Source organism: Mesorhizobium sp. WSM2240, assembly GCF_040438645.1.
Classification (GTDB): Bacteria; Pseudomonadota; Alphaproteobacteria; order Rhizobiales; family Rhizobiaceae; genus Allomesorhizobium.
In genome coordinates this window covers 2,202,011-2,215,153 of record NZ_CP159253.1, presented here as the reverse complement: position 1 = coordinate 2,215,153, position 13,143 = coordinate 2,202,011, and the positions used below count along the sequence as shown (strand labels likewise).

15 protein-coding genes and 1 riboswitch are annotated in these 13,143 nt (G+C 63.8%); of the genes, 13 read left to right on the top strand and 2 right to left on the bottom strand.

Annotated features, from left to right (window positions below; genetic code table 11):
• Nucleotides 1–68: 68 nt before the first annotated feature.
• Nucleotides 69–503: an ion channel gene (locus ABVK50_RS10630; RefSeq protein WP_353641598.1), complete on the bottom strand. Its 435-nt coding sequence runs from the start codon at nucleotides 501–503 to the stop codon at nucleotides 69–71.
• A 126-nt stretch (nucleotides 504–629) separates the two neighbouring features.
• On the opposite strand from ABVK50_RS10630, the gene ABVK50_RS10625 reads away from it, so the two are divergent.
• The 10 genes from ABVK50_RS10625 to ABVK50_RS10580 all read left to right on the top strand — a co-directional run bounded on the left by ABVK50_RS10625 (nucleotide 630) and on the right by ABVK50_RS10580 (nucleotide 7,254).
• Nucleotides 630–1,757 carry an S-(hydroxymethyl)glutathione dehydrogenase/class III alcohol dehydrogenase gene (locus tag ABVK50_RS10625; RefSeq protein ID WP_353641599.1) on the top strand — a complete coding sequence of 376 codons (1,128 nt, stop codon included), beginning with the start codon at nucleotides 630–632 and terminating at the stop codon, nucleotides 1,755–1,757.
• A gap of 56 nt (nucleotides 1,758–1,813) precedes the next feature.
• The gene (locus ABVK50_RS10620; protein ID WP_353641600.1) at nucleotides 1,814–2,026 is read left to right on the top strand and encodes a hypothetical protein; all 213 of its coding nucleotides are present in this window, start codon (nucleotides 1,814–1,816) and stop codon (nucleotides 2,024–2,026) included.
• Between the two features lie 30 nt (nucleotides 2,027–2,056).
• The gene (locus ABVK50_RS10615; RefSeq protein WP_353641601.1) at nucleotides 2,057–2,866 is read left to right on the top strand and encodes a hypothetical protein; all 810 of its coding nucleotides are present in this window, start codon (nucleotides 2,057–2,059) and stop codon (nucleotides 2,864–2,866) included.
• 44 nt (nucleotides 2,867–2,910) lie between these two features.
• On the top strand, nucleotides 2,911–3,933 hold the full coding sequence (locus tag ABVK50_RS10610; RefSeq protein WP_353641602.1) for a methionine synthase: 1,023 nt from the start codon (nucleotides 2,911–2,913) through the stop codon (nucleotides 3,931–3,933).
• A 6-nt stretch (nucleotides 3,934–3,939) separates the two neighbouring features.
• Entirely contained in the window at nucleotides 3,940–4,404 is a 465-nt protein-coding gene (locus ABVK50_RS10605; RefSeq protein ID WP_353645963.1) for a YaiI/YqxD family protein, read from the top strand.
• 99 nt (nucleotides 4,405–4,503) lie between these two features.
• Complete coding sequence (locus ABVK50_RS10600) at nucleotides 4,504–5,088, top strand: DUF1353 domain-containing protein (protein ID WP_353641603.1); 585 nt, start codon at nucleotides 4,504–4,506, stop codon at nucleotides 5,086–5,088.
• A gap of 65 nt (nucleotides 5,089–5,153) precedes the next feature.
• Nucleotides 5,154–5,426 carry a hypothetical protein gene (locus ABVK50_RS10595; protein ID WP_353641604.1) on the top strand — a complete coding sequence of 91 codons (273 nt, stop codon included), beginning with the start codon at nucleotides 5,154–5,156 and terminating at the stop codon, nucleotides 5,424–5,426.
• Nucleotides 5,416–5,817 (top strand): type II toxin-antitoxin system VapC family toxin, encoded by a 402-nt coding sequence (locus ABVK50_RS10590; protein ID WP_353641605.1) that lies wholly within the window; start codon nucleotides 5,416–5,418, stop codon nucleotides 5,815–5,817. The genes ABVK50_RS10595 and ABVK50_RS10590 overlap by 11 nt, the downstream gene beginning before the upstream one ends.
• Complete coding sequence (gene fghA / locus ABVK50_RS10585; protein WP_353641606.1) at nucleotides 5,814–6,650, top strand: S-formylglutathione hydrolase; 837 nt, start codon at nucleotides 5,814–5,816, stop codon at nucleotides 6,648–6,650. Before ABVK50_RS10590 ends, fghA begins: the two co-directional genes overlap by 4 nt.
• Nucleotides 6,651–6,867: 217 nt before the next feature.
• On the top strand, nucleotides 6,868–7,254 hold the full coding sequence (locus ABVK50_RS10580; protein WP_353641607.1) for a helix-turn-helix transcriptional regulator: 387 nt from the start codon (nucleotides 6,868–6,870) through the stop codon (nucleotides 7,252–7,254).
• A 9-nt stretch (nucleotides 7,255–7,263) separates the two neighbouring features.
• Here the strand turns inward: ABVK50_RS10580 and ABVK50_RS10575 are convergent, their stop codons facing one another.
• On the bottom strand, nucleotides 7,264–8,265 hold the full coding sequence (locus ABVK50_RS10575) for a hypothetical protein (RefSeq protein ID WP_353641608.1): 1,002 nt from the start codon (nucleotides 8,263–8,265) through the stop codon (nucleotides 7,264–7,266).
• A 186-nt stretch (nucleotides 8,266–8,451) separates the two neighbouring features.
• Nucleotides 8,452–8,539: riboswitch (glycine riboswitch) on the top strand.
• Between the two features lie 150 nt (nucleotides 8,540–8,689).
• Here ABVK50_RS10575 and gcvT point away from each other — a divergent pair.
• Genes gcvT through gcvP form a run of 3 tightly spaced genes read left to right on the top strand, consistent with a single transcriptional unit; the run spans nucleotide 8,690 to nucleotide 12,977 of the window.
• Nucleotides 8,690–9,790, top strand: coding sequence for a glycine cleavage system aminomethyltransferase GcvT (gene gcvT / locus ABVK50_RS10570; RefSeq protein ID WP_353641609.1), 1,101 nt, complete (start codon nucleotides 8,690–8,692; stop codon nucleotides 9,788–9,790).
• 6 nt (nucleotides 9,791–9,796) lie between these two features.
• Nucleotides 9,797–10,165 (top strand): glycine cleavage system protein GcvH, encoded by a 369-nt coding sequence (gene gcvH, locus ABVK50_RS10565; RefSeq protein WP_353641610.1) that lies wholly within the window; start codon nucleotides 9,797–9,799, stop codon nucleotides 10,163–10,165.
• A 10-nt stretch (nucleotides 10,166–10,175) separates the two neighbouring features.
• Nucleotides 10,176–12,977, top strand: a complete 2,802-nt coding sequence (gcvP, locus tag ABVK50_RS10560) for an aminomethyl-transferring glycine dehydrogenase (RefSeq protein WP_353641611.1) — start codon at nucleotides 10,176–10,178, stop codon at nucleotides 12,975–12,977.
• Nucleotides 12,978–13,143 lie beyond the last annotated feature (166 nt).

The following is a 13,143-nucleotide window of genomic DNA, read 5'->3' as shown; positions in this document are numbered from 1 at the left end:
CGAGCGGCGTCCCTCCCGGCGTAGCGCCCCGTTCTATGGGCTAAGCGGGAATGTCTCAAGCGGCAGGTCTAGAAATGCATATCACGCTCGAACGGGCCGAAACGGATGCCGGAGGTGACCAGATAGGCCGCCGACCAGCCGATGATAAGGAAGCCGGTGACGCCTTCCATCGCGACCAGCAGCCGCCATGTTGCCGCCGGGTGGATGTCGCCGAAACCTATGGTGGCGAACGAGGAAGTCGAGACGTAGAACGCGGTTTCGAAGTCGGGAAACGCACCGACGCCGACCAGCCCCACCGCCCATAGGGCTATTTCCGCACAGAGCAGAACCATGAGGCCGGACGCCAGCACCAGCAGCGCAGCCACCTTGGCCCATAGGCGGCCTTCCAGGACGGGGCGCGCAGCGAGGAAATCCATAAGGCGGGTGAGCGCGACCAGCCCCATAGCGTGAATGAGGAAGGTCAAGAGGTTCAGAATCGCTGCAAGCAGGAGATTTGCCGCCATGGCAGATGCTTACCGCGGGAACCGCGCACCCGCTACGTGCTAAAGCTGGCGCTCCACACCTGTGTGGCGCTTGATCGTGTGGTGAAAAGCTGAAACTTTGCGACCGAATCTGAACTGGAGATAGAAATGAAAACACGCGCCGCCGTGGCCGTTGGGGCCGGAAAACCGCTGGAGATCATGGAGGTCGACCTGGAGGGGCCGCGCGAGGGCGAGGTTCTGGTCGAGATCAAGGCGACCGGCATCTGCCACACCGATGAGTTCACGCTGTCGGGCGCGGATCCGGAAGGTATCTTTCCGGCGATCCTGGGCCATGAGGGCGCGGGCGTGGTGGTCGATGTCGGCCGCGGCGTTTCGAGCCTGAAAAAGGGCGACCATGTCATCCCGCTCTATACGCCGGAATGCCGGCAGTGCCCGTCATGCCTGTCGCGCAAGACCAATCTCTGCACCGCGATCCGCGCCACTCAGGGCCAGGGCCTGATGCCGGACGGCACCAGCCGGTTCTCGATCGGCGGCGAGAAGATCTTCCACTATATGGGCTGCTCGACCTTCTCCAATTTCACGGTGCTGCCGGAGATCGCGCTGGCAAAAGTCAATCCGGACGCGCCTTTCGACAAGATCTGCTATATCGGCTGCGGCGTCACCACCGGCATCGGCGCGGTGATCAACACGGCCAAGGTCGAGATCGGCGCGACGGCCGTGGTGTTCGGGCTTGGCGGCATCGGACTGAACGTCCTGCAGGGGCTGAAGCTTGCAGGCGCCGACATGATCGTCGGCGTCGACATCAACAATGACCGCAAGGCATGGGGCGAACGCTTCGGTATGACGCATTTCGTCAATCCGACGGAGATCGACGGCGACATCGTGCCCTACCTCGTCAACATGACAAAGCGCGGCGCCGACCAGATCGGCGGGGCCGACTACACGTTCGACTGCACCGGCAATGTGAAAGTCATGCGCCAGGCGCTGGAGGCGAGCCATCGCGGCTGGGGCAAGTCCATCATCATCGGCGTCGCCGGAGCCGGCCAGGAGATCGCGACCAGACCGTTCCAGCTTGTCACCGGGCGGACCTGGATGGGCACGGCATTCGGCGGCGCCCGCGGCCGCACCGACGTGCCGAAGATCGTCGACTGGTATATGGAAGGGAAGATCCAGATCGACCCGATGATCACCCACACAATGCCGCTCGACGACATCAACAAGGGTTTCGACCTGATGCACAAGGGAGAGAGCATCAGAAGTGTGGTGATCTATTGAAGGAGGCCCTAACCCGGGTTCGTATTCGTTATCCGAACTATAGCGAGGCTCTTAGTATGACGAGCTGGCAGTTTGGCGAACACCTGTGGGTTGCGCTCAGAAGCAACAGCCGCGTGCGGATCGACTTGAATGAAATCGACAAAGCGACTGACGAAATATCGTTTCTGGTGCGCGATACTTACTTGAACAAGGCGTTACAGGTGGTCGATCGCCTGCTCGCCGAACATATGCTGGAGAACGAAGCGGTCATCGAAACCGAGCCGGCGTGACAAGGCGCTGAGCATTTTGGAGGTAGAAACTTGCTTTTTTCATCAACGATCGTCGGCGCGGTGCGTACGTCCCGACTGATCCTACCGGCCGCCCTGGCGTCCGCGCTCCTGCTCACGGCGTGCGGCGAGGAGCAGGCGGCCGATACCGCCCAGCAGACCGAGGAAGGCGCGCCCGAACAGCCTGAACCTGCGCCCGGCACGGCCGAGGATGTCGGACGCGAACTGCGCGAAGCCGGCGAGGCGCTGCGCGAAGGAGCGCAGAATCTGGCCGAGCAGGGCCAGGAAGCGCTGAAAGATGCCGGCCCGGCACTGGAGCGCGCCGGCGAGATCGCCAGGGAGATCGGCCGGAGCGTCGAGGAGATCATCAAACAGGCGCAGGAAGACTTCGACACCGCGGTTGCCGAACTGGAGAAACGGATCGACGAAGCGGCCGGCACCCCGGCTGACCCGACTGGCGACCCGGACGCCGTACTGGCGCCGGCCGACCAGCTCAATTCCGACACCCGCGCCGCCGCACGGGCGCGTCCGGCCGGCATCGGCCCTGACTATGTCGGCGTGTGGGCGGCGGATGCTGCTTCCTGCGCGCGGATCGATGTCGAGCCGGTCCAGCTTTTCGCCGTGATCACGCCGACGACAATCCGCCGCTACGAAAGCGTCTGCAACTTCGCTGCCCAGGATCTGACGGACGGCGAAGCCACCGTGACCGCCTCCTGCATTGCAGAGGGCAATACCGAGGAGCGGCAGATCCGGTTCGCCATGCAGGACGAAAACGCCCTGCGTATTTCCACGCCTGGCGCCGACGGCGAGGCCCAGCTCGTCCGTTGCCACCTGCCGCAATAGCCAGCTTCGCCACCCCGGACGGAGCACATCGAGGGGAGAGATCAATGCTGTTTCCACCGACGATCGCAGGCAGCCTTCCAAAGCCCGGATGGCTGGCCGAGACCCAAAAGCTCTGGCCGAAATGGAAGCTTGAGGGCGAAGAGCTCGACAACGCCAAGCGCGACGCTGCGCTGATCTGGATCAAGGAGCAGGAGGATGCCGGCATCGAGACGGTGTCGGACGGCGAGCAGTTCCGCACGCATTTCGTCCACGGCTTCCTTGAGACGGTGGAAGGCATAGACTGGAAGCTGATGACCAAAAAGGGCATCCGCAACAACCGCTACGAGGCGGATGTGCCAACCGTTACCGGCAAGCTGCGGCGCAGCGGCCCGGTGCACGGCGACCAGGCCGCCTTCTGCCGCGGGCACACCCAAAAGCGCCTGAAATTCACCCTGCCCGGCCCGATGACCATCTGCGATACGCTTGCCGACGCGCATTACGGCCGGCGGCCCGACATGGCGATGGCTTTCGCGGAGATCCTGAACGAGGAGGCGCTGGAGCTGGAGGCGGCGGGCGTCGACGTGATTCAGTTCGACGAGCCGGCCTTCAACGTGTTCATGGACGAGGTGAACGACTGGGGCATCGCCGCGTTGGAGCGAGCCGCGCGGGGGCTGCGCTGCGCGACGGCGGTGCATATCTGCTACGGCTACGGCATCGAAGCCAATCTGAGGTGGAAGGAAACATTAGGTTCGGAATGGCGGCAATATGAGGCTATATTTCCGGCCATCAATGCGTCCTCGATCCGCCAGGTCTCGCTGGAATGCGCCAACTCCCACGTGCCGATCTCGCTGATTTCGCTGCTGCCTGACAAGGAATTGCTGGTCGGCGTGATCGATGTGGCGTCGAACATTGTGGAAACGCCGGAACAGGTCGCCGCTACCATCGGCGAGGCGCTGGGATATGCCGACGCCGAACGCATCCAGCCCTGCACCAATTGCGGTATGGCGCCGCTGTCGCGCGCGGTCGCAACCGGAAAGCTGCGCGCGCTCGGCACGGGTGCTGCGCTTGCCAGGAACTTCCAATCGTAGATGGCGATGGAGCAGCCGGTCATCTATGTCGACGCCGACGCCTGCCCGGTGAAGGCGGAGGTGGAGAAGGTCGCCGAACGGCTCGGGCTGGTCGTCACCTTCGTGTCGAATGGCGGATTGAGACCCTCGCGCGACCCGATGATCAGGCATGTCGTGGTGCCCAAGACCGCCGCCGACGCAGCAGACGACTGGATCGTGGAGAATGCGAAGGCCAACGATATCATTATCACGGCCGATATTCCGCTGGCGGCGCGCGCGGTGGCGCTGGGAGCCCATGTGCTCGGCCCGACCGGAAAACCGTTCACGCCCGAGACGATCGGCATGGCGGTGGCCATGCGCGACCTGAAGCAGCATCTACGCGAAACGGGCGAGAGCAAGGGCTACAATGCCGCATTTTCGCCCGCCGATCGCTCGCGCTTTCTGGGCGCGCTGGACCAGATGGCGCGGAAGGCGGTCAAGGCCACTGAGTAGCGGCTAGGTCGAACACCGGCCAGTTGCGAACAATTCTCTACGTCGCCCGCGATCCGGATTAAGGTCTGAGCTTGCAACTTAAGCGATGGGAGGACTTTCATGCCCGTGCGTTTCATTGGAACGGTCTCCGTCTCGTGGCTTACCCAGGCGGGCGCCGACCGCGATATGAAGTTGACCCAGGATTTCGGCTTCGAGGATGCCGGCGGGCTCGTCTGGACCGCCAAGAGGAATGCGATCGTAAACGGCGCCTCGATACCGCAGATATTCTGGTCGACTTTCGGGTCGCCCTTCATCGGCGACTACCGCCGCGCTTCGGTGCTCCACGATTATTATTGCGAGGTGCGGACCCGCCCCGCGGCGGCGACGCACCTGATGTTCTACCAAGCCTGCCTGGCGGGCGGCGTCGGGACGGTGAAGGCAAAGACCATGTACACCATGGTCAAGACCTTCGGACCGAGCTGGTCGGTGGCGAGAGAAGCCATCGACATCAACGGCCGCACCGTGGTCGAGAGGGGCGGCACGCTGAATTTCTCGCGCACCATGCCGCGAGAGGAATTTTCCGAGATGATCGAGTGGATCGAGGCCGAGAATCCGCCGATCGAGGAGATCGATGCGGAAATCGAAAAGCGCGCCATGACAGTTCTCGTCCTGCCGCCCGCCGAACTTGGAATTACCGCTGATTGAGCCGTCGTGAATTGCGTTCGCGAGGCTGGATTGATATCATGTTGATATCAATGGAGATGCGGCCCATGGCCAGCATGGTGATCAGAAACATACCAGACGACGTCATGGAGCGTTTCCAGAGGCGCGCGAAGCTCGACGGCAAATCCGCCGAACAGCTTGCCCGTGAAGCAATTTCCGAGAGAGCCGGACCCACGGTCGAGGAAGCCTGGGCGGAGATCGACGCGATAAGGGCAAGGAGTAAGCCCGTCGACATGGAAACCTGGCAGAGGCTGTGGGACGAAGCGCGCGACGAACGCGACAACCGTTCCTGGCATCCGAAGGCAGACGATGATCATTGACGCGAGCGTCGCCGTCTCCTGGCTGATCGAAACGCCGTTTTCCACCAATTCGCGGAAGCTGCAGCCCCCCGCGCGGCGTGGGCCGGCGCTTCTGCTGGTCGAGACAGCGAACGTGCTTCTGAAATACCACCGCTTTGCAAAGATTTCTCTGGAGGAGATCGAAGCAGCCCTACGGCAGCTTCGCGTCGTAGTCCCTGATCTAACAGAAGATCGAGCGCTGCTGCCGATGGCGTTTGGCATTGCGGCGCGAAGCAGCCACAAGATCTACGACTGCCTCTATCTCGCGCTGGCGCTGGAGCGGGGCGAGCCGCTGGCGACGGCGGACAAGCGGCTGGCCGCACTGGCGCAAAAGCTCAACATCGACACGCAACTGATCGGACCGGAACCTTGAAACCAATCTCTCTCGCAAAATCCCATGGCGGCATCCAGGGCGTCTACTCTCACGCGTCCGAGGCCTGCGCCTGCGACATGACCTTCGCCGTGTTCGCTCCCCCGCAGGCGGTGGAACAGCACTGCCCCGTGGTCTGGTATTTGTCCGGCCTGACCTGCACGCACCAGAACGTCATGGACAAGGGTGAATACCGGCGCATCGCCGCCGAGCTCGGGCTGATCGTCGTCTGCCCCGACACCAGTCCGCGCGGCGCGGATGTGCCCGACGAGAAGGAGAATTGGCAGTTCGGTTGCGGCGCCGGCTTCTATGTTGACGCGACGCAAGCGCCGTTCGCCCGGACCTACCGCATGTACTCCTATGTGATGGAGGAGCTGCCGGCGCTGATCGCTGAAAATTTTCCGGTCGACATGGGCCGGCAGGCGATCTTCGGCCATTCCATGGGCGGCCACGGCGCGCTGACGATGGCGCTGAGGAATCCCGACCGCTTCAAGAGCTGCTCGGCCTTCGCGCCTATCGTCAACCCGATGACTGCCGGATGGTCGAAACCGGCGCTGGAGAAATATCTCGGACCGGACGAAGCCGCATGGCGTGCCTATGACGCCTGCGCGCTGGTCGAGGACGGTCACCGCTTTGCGGAATTCCTGGTCGACCAGGGAACCGCCGACGGCTTTCTCGAAGATGGGCTGCGGCCCTGGCTGTTCGAGGCGGCGTGCGAGAGGGCCGGCGTTCCGCTGACGCTGCGCATGCAGGAAGGCTACGACCATTCCTATTTCTTCATCTCGACCTTCATGGACGATCATCTGAAGTGGCATGCTGAGCGGCTTGGCACGTAACGCCGACTCGCGAAAATTCACCGCCGGCTGCGCGCGTAAATCTGCGCGCGACGCTCCAAAGCTGTGTCCGGCAATGGAAGAATTCCCCTTAAATACAAGCATTTGTTCAATAATCTGTTTGGATGCCTTGCGCCTTGGGTTTCCCTCCTCCATGCTTGCCCCGTCCCGCGTCCAATCCCGGGCGCGGCGATTCCAGCCACCACAGGAGGTATATCGGGTGTCCGACACCACGAACATTTACGAAGAAGCGCCGGATCTAGACACGATCGGCGGCCGTCTGTCGCGGGCCCGCGAGGCAAGCGGCATGAGCGTCAAGCAGCTTGCGATGCGGCTCGGGGTTAAGATCGCGACAATTCAGGCCTGGGAAAACGACCGCTCGCAGCCGGGATCGCACCGGCTGACGAAACTCTCTGGCCTCCTTGGCGTCAGCCTTTCATGGATACTGCACGGCGTCGGCATCGCGCCCTCCGAAGAGATGGAGGCGTCGCAAAGGGCCGACCTGCTCAACGCACAACTCGACCGGCTGGTGCTGCTGCATGCCGAAACCGGTCAGCTTATCAGCCGCCTTCAAAGCGACATGGAACGGATGAGCGCCGCCCGCTGAACTGGCCGCCTAGGCGACTCTGTCGATGAGCGGCAGGAGGTCGGGGTGGATCGATGGCGACACCTGCTTGATGAATCTCAGCAGAGCGCGCTCATTTTCGTGCAGCACCGGTTTGCCGCCGATCCGCTCGACCAGCCACCGGGCTTCGCCGGCGTCGATCGCTTGGGCGCGGCGGGCCTGCACCTCGCGCGACAGATTGTGGGCCTCCCAATCCGTGTCGATGCTTGCCGAGGGGCTGTAGGAGTCGAGTATGCCGGCGACGCCGCCGGCGGCCATGCGCACGAAAAAGCTTCCGATGCCAGCTTCGGGCCCGTCGACAAAAGCATCCTGGCGCAGCGCCTTCTCGCGCGTCGGCGCCTCATAGCCCGATCCGCACATGACGAAATTGGCCATCGCCTTCACGAAAAGGTCGTTCCATGACGGATCGTTCGGCGCGTCGGCCACACGCTCGTTGATCGTCAGCAGCACCTCGGCCTCGGCGCGGGTGACGGCGATGTTGCCGTCGCCGCCGAAGGCGTAGAGGATCCGGCGCAGCAAATCGACTTCGTCCCGGGTGATGCGGCCCGGCTCAAGCTCGCCGACCTTTGCCAACGGGCCTTTGCCGTCCACGACCGCATGCATGACCTGCTGCAGCGCATAGGCCGAAAGCTTCTCCGGCGAAAACTTCGCCTTTTCCAGCACCTTCACCAGGAGTTCGAGTTCGGTCCGCGTATCGACCATGCCGTCGCGCGAGACGGCACGGATCAGCCATTCGGCATTGGCGGCCGAGATATAGCCGGAGGGCTTTTCCTGATGGACGATGTAGTCGGTTACCGCCTCGATGAAGAAAACCGGCCATTCCGCGCATTTCCCGGTCGCGGACGCGTCGAGCGCGAAAAGTGATTCGGCCTCTTCGGGCGTGACTACGCCGTTGCGGAACACCTGGCCGCGCAGCAGGAGCACGTCCTCAGCGGTAATGCGATTTTTCGCTGCAAGTCCGCCAACGGGTGCAGCCACGATGCCTTCGCCCATTTCCCGTCCCCAAACCAACGAAAGCGGTCATTACCGCCTCCAAGCCGGGAGCAAGACTAGCAGCATTGGTTTGAAGAACCGGTAAAGGGCGTGGTTAGCGAAGGGTTGTTGAAAGCCATGTCGCAGGCACGTGACAAAGTGTCGGGCATGGGCTACACACGGGCCGTCGAGGGCCTTTACCGGCTCTACCTGTTTGCGGGAGAGAGCAGCGAGAGCTGCCGCCGAAGGGGAAATCGCCCGAAATCTCTCAGGCAAAAAGAACCGTAGACGGGAAAGACACTCTGGAAAGTCGGGACCAAAAAATCCCGCGCCGAAGGTGTAAGCGTCGCCGACAGAGTTCCGGTTGCGCGAGTCTCTCAGGCTTCAGACAGAGGGGCACGGAATGGCCGCCATAGCGGCCGCTTGCGTGCGCTCTGGAGAAGTCATGACCGACGGTTCGACAAGAACACTTCCCCTCGAAGACCTGCACAGGTCGGCAGGCGCGCGCTTCGGAGCGTTCGCAGGCTGGTCTATGCCGCTGACCTATCCGGCCGGCGTGATGAAGGAGCACCTTCACACGCGCGAACAGGCCGGCCTGTTCGATATTTCTCACATGAAGCTGTTCGAAGTATCCGGACCCGACGCCGCGGCGCTGTTGTCGAAGGCCTGCCCGCTCCATGCCAATGGCCTCGACGTTTCCCAGTCGAAGCTGACTTTCTTCCTGAACGATCAGGCCGGAATCCTCGACGACCTGATCGTAACCAGGCTCGGCGCCGACCGCTTCATGGTCGTGGCCAATGCCGGAAATGCGGCAGCCGACGAGGCGCATCTGCGCAATCTGGCGAAGGACTTCGACTGCAAGGTCGATCCGCTCGAGCGCGTATTCCTGGCCATTCAGGGACCGGAGGCCTGGGCGGTGCTTTCCCGCGCCGGGATCGAGACGGGATCGCTGACCTTCATGCACGGCGTCGAGCCGCGCGAAAACTGGTTCATGAGCCGATCGGGCTATACCGGCGAGGACGGCTTCGAGATCGGCATGCCGGAAGCCGACGCACGGGTGCTGGTGGAGAAGCTGCTGGCCGACGACCGCGTCATGTGGATCGGGCTTGCGGCGCGCGACAGCCTGCGGCTTGAAGCCGGGCTATGCCTGCACGGACAGGACATCACGCCCGAGACCGATCCGGCGAGCGCGGCGCTGATGTGGGCCATTCCCAAGGATCTCCGCGCCACCGGCGCATTCGTCGGCGCGGAAGCGCTGCGCGAGATCGTTGCGCGCGGACCGGCGGAAAAGCGGGTCGGCTTGAAGCCGGAAGGCCGCCAGCCGGTGCGCGCCGGGGCGCAGCTTTTCGACGACGCCGGCAATCCGGCCGGCCGGGTCACCTCGGGCGGCTTCGGTCCTTCGGTCGGACACCCGGTCGCCATGGGCTACGTCTCGGCCGGCTTGGCCAAGCCCGGCACGAAGCTTTTCGCAGATGTGCGCGGCGCCAAGATCGCCGTCGACACACATCCCCTTCCCTTCACGCAGCATCGCTACCGCAAAGGATAGTTCCTCATGGCGACCACCTATTTCACCGAAGATCACGAATGGATCCGCGTCGATGGCGGCGTCGCGACCGTCGGCATCACCGACTATGCGCAGGAGCAACTGGGCGACCTTGTCTTCGTGGAACTGCCGGAGGCCGGGCGCAGGCTCGCCAAGGGCGACGTCGCCGTCGTCGTCGAATCCGTTAAGGCGGCGTCCGACGTCTATGCGCCGGCGGACGGCGAGATCGTGGAGGCCAACACCGCGCTCTCCTCCGACCCGGCGCTGGTCAATTCGTCGCCCGCCGGCGACGGCTGGCTGTGGAAGATGAAGCTGTCCGACGACAGCCAACTGTCCGGCCTGATGGACGAGGCCGGCTACAAGGCAATGATCGGCTGAGGAACTGGACATGACAGACAACCGCGCTGAATTCGCCGGCCGCCATATCGGGCCCGGTCCTGCCGATACGAGGGCCATGCTCGCCGCACTCGGCCTGCCCTCGGTGGAAACGCTCATCACGCAGACCGTGCCGAAATCGATCCGGCTCGGCCGGCCGCTGCATCTGCCCGGTCCGGCGACCGAGGCCGAGGCGCTGGCCGAGCTCTCCGAGAAGATGGGCCGCAACCATGTGCTGAAGAGTTTTATCGGCCAGGGCTATCACGGCTGCCGGGTGCCGCCGGTGATCCAGCGCAATCTGTTCGAGAACCCCGCCTGGTACACTGCCTATACGCCCTACCAGGCCGAGATCAGCCAGGGGCGACTCGAACTCCTGTTCAATTTCCAGACGCTGGTCACCGAACTGACGGGCCTGCCCGTCGCATCGGCCTCGCTGCTCGACGAGGCGACGGCGGTGGCGGAAGCCGTGGGCATCGCCTTCCGCCACCACCGCGAGAAGCGCAGCCGCGTCGTCACGGCCGGAGAACTGCACCCGCAGATAATGGATGTGGTGAAAACCCGCGCCGAGCCGCTGGGCATGGCGGTCAATGGCGGCGAGGTCGACGCAGACACCGCGGCGGTCATCGTGCCTTGGCCGGACACGTTCGGCGTCTTCCACGACCACACGGCAATGATCGCCAAGGCAAAGGCTGTCGACGCGCTGGTCATCGTCGTTGCCGACCCGCTTGCGCTCACTCTGCTCGAAGCGCCGGGGAAACAGGGCGCCGACATCGCTGTCGGCGCGATGCAGCGCTTCGGCGTGCCCATGGGCTATGGCGGTCCGCACGCCGCCTATCTCGCCGTTTCGGACCGGCTGACGCGGCTGATCCCCGGCCGGCTGGTCGGCCAGTCGACCGACACCAAGGGCCGGCCCGGCTACCGGCTGGCGCTGCAAACGCGCGAGCAGCATATCAGGCGCGACAAGGCGACCTCGAACATCTGCACGGCGCAGGCGCTGCTCGCCAATATGGCGGCCGCTTTCGCGATCTGGCACGGACCGCAGGGCCTGCAGATCCTGGCGCGACGGATTCATGCGCAGGCTGCGCGGTTTTCGGCCGGGCTCACGGCTGCCGGATTTGTGGTCGCCGGCAAGAAGATATTCGACACGGTTACAGTGACGGTCGAAGGCCAGGCCAGAAGAATCGCCGCCGAAGCCGAACTCACCGGCCGGCTGATCCGGGTGATCGACGAAAACCGTGTCGGCATCAGCTTCGACCAGACTTCGGTCGAGGAAGACCTGCTGGCGTTGTCGGGCCTGTTCGGGGCCACGCCGCCTTCGGAAGCCGAGCTGATGCTGCCGGAAGGGCGGCGCGGCGAGAACTTCATGACGCAGCCGGTATTCCACGAGATCCGCTCCGAAACCGAGATGATGCGCTATCTCAGGCGACTGGCCGACAAGGATCTGGCGCTCGACCGCACCATGATCCCGCTCGGCTCCTGCACGATGAAGCTCAACGCGGCGGCCGAGATGATGCCGGTGAGCTGGCCGGAGGTGGCCAACATGCACCCGTTCGCGCCGGCGGAGCATACGCAGGGCTACCGCGCCATGACCGACGAGCTGGAGGGCTGGCTCGCCGAAATCACCGGCTTCGACGCGGTCTCGCTACAGCCCAACGCCGGCAGCCAGGGCGAATACGCTGGCCTGCTCGCCATTCGCCGCTACCACCATTCGCGCGGAGAGGCGCACCGCAAGGTCTGCCTTATCCCGTCCTCGGCGCACGGAACCAATCCGGCGAGCGCTCACATGGCCGGCATGGATGTCATCGTCGTCCGCTGCACGGATGAAGGCGACATCGACGTAGCCGACCTGAAGGCGAAGGTGGAGCAGTATTCACAGAACCTCGCGGCTCTGATGATCACCTATCCATCAACGCATGGTGTGTTCGAGGAAGGCGTGAAGGACATCTGCGCGCTGGTGCACGAGCATGGTGGCCAGGTCTATCTCGATGGCGCCAACCTGAACGCGCTGGTCGGGCTGGCGCGGCTGGGCGACATCGGCGGCGACGTCTGCCACATGAATTTGCACAAGACCTTCTGCATTCCGCATGGCGGCGGCGGACCCGGCGTTGGGCCAATTGGCGTCAAGTCGCATCTGGCCGCGTTCCTGCCCGGCCATGTCGAGGCGGAAACGGAACATGCGGTGTCGGCGGCGCCTTATGGCAGCGCCTCGATCCTGCCGATCACCTGGATGTACATCCGCATGATGGGCGGCACGGGCCTGAAGCAGGCAACGGAGCTGGCGATCCTCAGCGCCAACTACATAGCCGAGCGGCTGAAGGCGCATTATCCGGTACTGTTCAAGGGCCGCAACGGACGTGTCGCGCATGAATGCATCCTCGACACGCGGGTGTTGAAGGAGAGCGCAGGCATCGGTGTAGAAGACGTCGCCAAGCGGTTGATCGACTACGGTTTCCATGCGCCGACCATGTCGTGGCCGGTGGCCGGCACGCTGATGGTGGAGCCGACGGAATCGGAGCCGAAGGGGGAAATCGACCGGTTCTGCGAGGCGATGATCTCGATCGCCGGGGAAGCCGAGCGGGTGGCCAAGGGCGAATGGCCGGCCGGCGACAATCCGCTTGTCAACGCGCCGCACACGGCCGCCGAAACGCTCGCCGCCGACTGGACGCATCCCTACACACGGCTCGAAGCCGCGTATCCGGGCGGCGATCAGGACAGTGCGGCGAAGTACTGGCCGCCTGTCTCGCGCATCGACAATGTCGCGGGCGACCGCAATCTGGTCTGCTCATGCCCGCCGATCGAGGCTCTGGCCAGCTGAGTGCGGGCATTTCGAAGCAAAAAGGCCGGCGCCGCGCCGGCCTTTTTCGTTTCTACCGCCCCGGATAGAGCCGGAAGCGGCCGGCGAAGCAAAATCCAACCTTCCTGAGAGGGAGTTCGCTGGTCGCACGGAACGGTCAATCCGTGTTGTTCGTTATCCTGTCGAT

Coding starts and splice junctions, on each gene's coding strand:
- ABVK50_RS10630 (WP_353641598.1), bottom strand. CDS start 503: ATGGCGGCAAATCTCCTGCTTGCAGCGATTCTGAACCTCTTGACCTTC.
- ABVK50_RS10625 (WP_353641599.1), top strand. CDS start 630: ATGAAAACACGCGCCGCCGTGGCCGTTGGGGCCGGAAAACCGCTGGAG.
- ABVK50_RS10620 (WP_353641600.1), top strand. CDS start 1,814: ATGACGAGCTGGCAGTTTGGCGAACACCTGTGGGTTGCGCTCAGAAGC.
- ABVK50_RS10610 (WP_353641602.1), top strand. CDS start 2,911: ATGCTGTTTCCACCGACGATCGCAGGCAGCCTTCCAAAGCCCGGATGG.
- ABVK50_RS10605 (WP_353645963.1), top strand. CDS start 3,940: ATGGAGCAGCCGGTCATCTATGTCGACGCCGACGCCTGCCCGGTGAAG.
- ABVK50_RS10600 (WP_353641603.1), top strand. CDS start 4,504: ATGCCCGTGCGTTTCATTGGAACGGTCTCCGTCTCGTGGCTTACCCAG.
- ABVK50_RS10595 (WP_353641604.1), top strand. CDS start 5,154: ATGGCCAGCATGGTGATCAGAAACATACCAGACGACGTCATGGAGCGT.
- ABVK50_RS10590 (WP_353641605.1), top strand. CDS start 5,416: ATGATCATTGACGCGAGCGTCGCCGTCTCCTGGCTGATCGAAACGCCG.
- ABVK50_RS10575 (WP_353641608.1), bottom strand. CDS start 8,265: ATGGGCGAAGGCATCGTGGCTGCACCCGTTGGCGGACTTGCAGCGAAA.
- gcvT (WP_353641609.1), top strand. CDS start 8,690: ATGACCGACGGTTCGACAAGAACACTTCCCCTCGAAGACCTGCACAGG.
- gcvH (WP_353641610.1), top strand. CDS start 9,797: ATGGCGACCACCTATTTCACCGAAGATCACGAATGGATCCGCGTCGAT.
- gcvP (WP_353641611.1), top strand. CDS start 10,176: ATGACAGACAACCGCGCTGAATTCGCCGGCCGCCATATCGGGCCCGGT.